The following is a 2,154-nucleotide window of genomic DNA, read 5'->3' on the forward strand; positions in this document are numbered from 1 at the left end:
TGCAGTTCGTCGCGTGGTTCGGAAGCCTTCTGCGCGGTGACCTGGGCTACTCCTACGGGAGCGGTCAGCCGGTCGGCCAGCTGCTGGCGGGCCGGCTGGGACCGACGGTCATGCTCATGGGAGCAGGTCTGCTGCTCGGACTGGTGGTCTCCATCCCCGCCGGCGTGCTGGCAGCGGCTCGACGCAACACGATCGTGGACTACACGGTGAGCACGGCAAGTGTGGTCGCGGTGTCCGTACCGGGCTTCTTTCTCGCCATGCTCGCGATCTACGTGTTTGCGGTGCGAATGCGATGGCTGCCATCAGCGGGCATGTACTCGACGGGCAGGTCCGACTGGCTGGATCTCATCCATCACATGGTCCTTCCGGTCTCGCTCCTGGCGCTCGCGGTGGCGGCGACCTTCACCCGGTACGTGCGCAGCGGCATGCTCGAGGAGCTGGACAAGGACTATGTGCGTGCCGTCGTCGCGAAGGGCGCCGGGCGCGCGCGGGTCCTCGCGCATGCCCTCCGCAACAGTCTCGTCTCGCTCGTGACGGTGCTGGCCCTGTTCATCCCGGCATTCCTCGCCGGAGCCGTGGTGCTGGAACAGGTCTTCGCATGGCCCGGCATGGGGCAGCTCGCGATCGCGGCGATCACGACGCGCGACTATCCGGTGATCATCGGTTTCGGACTGTATGTCGCCGTTCTGGTGCTGGTGTGCAACCTGTTGGCGGACGTGTTGTACGCCGTCGTCGACCCGCGGGTGAGGACACGATGACCGCCGCACTACCGGCCGGTGTGGTCGGGACCGAGCTCTCGCCTGCCGGCCATGCCCGCCGTCGCTTCTTCCGGAACCCGGTGGCGGTCCTGGGGCTCGTGGTGCTGTCCCTGGTCGTGACTGCGAGTGTGCTGGCGCCGGTACTGGCGCCGTTCGGACCCAACGAGATCGATCTGCAGGCCGTCCGCCAGCCACCGTCGTCGTTGCACCCTCTCGGTACCGACTCCACGGGCCGCGACGTCCTGAGCAGGTTGTTGTACGGCGGGAGGGTGTCGGTCGCGATCGGCTTCCTCTCGGCCGCCATCGCGGTGACGGTGGGGACCTTGCTCGGCGTGGTCGCGGGCTGGTTCGGCGGGCTCGTCGACGCGATCATCAGCCGTGTCGTGGACATCATGCTCTCGGTCCCGCCGGTCCTGGTCGTCATCGTCGTCGCAGGAGTGCTCGGCCCGAGCGTGCCGATGCTGATCGCGGTGATCGCGGGACTGTCCTGGCCCTCCTCCACACGGATCGCGCGGGGCGTCGTGCTGGCTCTGCGTGAGGAGGAGTTCGTGCAGGCGGCACGTGTGCTCGGTTCCGGTAGCGGATACATCATCCGACGCCATCTCGTACCAGGAGTGCTGCCACCCGTGGTCGTGGCGGCGACCTTGCTGGTGTCCGAGGCCGTGCTGCTGGAGTCAGCCCTGTCCTTTCTCGGAGCAGGGGTACGACCGCCGCAACCGAGTTGGGGGAACATGCTCACCGAGGCTCAGTCCCTGACCGTGCTCTCCTCGATGCCCTGGCTCTGGTTGCCGCCGGGCCTGATGATCGCGGCCACCGTGCTCTCCGCGATGGCCCTGGGTGACGGGGTGCGTGACGCGGTCGACCCGAGGAGGAACGCATGAGCACTCCGGCGCTGTCGCTGCGCAACCTCACCCTTGATCTCCCGACGCCGGCCGGCCCGGTTCGCATCCTGCACGGGGTCGATCTGGAGGTCGGCCGAGGCGAGATCGTGGGTCTCGTGGGTGAGAGCGGGTCCGGCAAGAGTCTGACCGCGCTCTCGGTGCTCGGACTGCTTCCGCGCGGCGCCGAGGTCGGCGGCACCGTCGAGCTGGACGGTACCGATCTCCTCGAGGCTCCCGCGCGAGTCCTACGCACCGTGCGTGGCGGGCGTGTGGGAATGGTCTTTCAAGACCCGATGACGACGCTCGACCCGGTGATGCGAGTGGGACGGCAGATCGGCGAGGCGTACCGCATACACCATCGTGACGCCGGCCGACGCGAGGTGCGACGACGCACCTTCGAGCTGCTGGAGCTGGTGGGGGTGCCCGACGCCGCTCAACGGGCGCGCCAGTACCCGCACCAGTGGTCCGGTGGGATGCGCCAACGTGCCGTCATCGCGATGGCGCTCGCCAACGAT

3 protein-coding genes are annotated in these 2,154 nt (G+C 68.3%); all 3 read left to right on the top strand.

The features are described from left to right. Positions 1 to 758 (top strand): ABC transporter permease (locus tag ACOJSN_RS04820; RefSeq protein ID WP_420111374.1); only part of this gene is annotated, 758 nt, incomplete at its 5' end. Then, positions 755 to 1,639 (top strand): oligopeptide ABC transporter permease, encoded by an 885-nt coding sequence (gene opp4C, locus ACOJSN_RS04825; RefSeq protein ID WP_420111375.1) that lies wholly within the window; start codon positions 755 to 757, stop codon positions 1,637 to 1,639. The genes ACOJSN_RS04820 and opp4C, both read left to right, overlap by 4 nt. Continuing rightward, positions 1,636 to 2,154: ATP-binding cassette domain-containing protein (locus tag ACOJSN_RS04830; RefSeq protein WP_420111376.1), on the top strand; the 519-nt coding region annotated here is incomplete at its 3' end. The genes opp4C and ACOJSN_RS04830, both read left to right, overlap by 4 nt.

The sequence above is a fragment of the Pseudactinotalea sp. genome (assembly GCF_048594945.1).
GTDB lineage: Bacteria > Actinomycetota > Actinomycetes > Actinomycetales > Beutenbergiaceae > Pseudactinotalea.

Excerpts from the sequence above, each read along its gene's own strand:
- opp4C (WP_420111375.1), top strand. The coding sequence starts at position 755 with ATGACCGCCGCACTACCGGCCGGTGTGGTCGGGACCGAGCTCTCGCCT.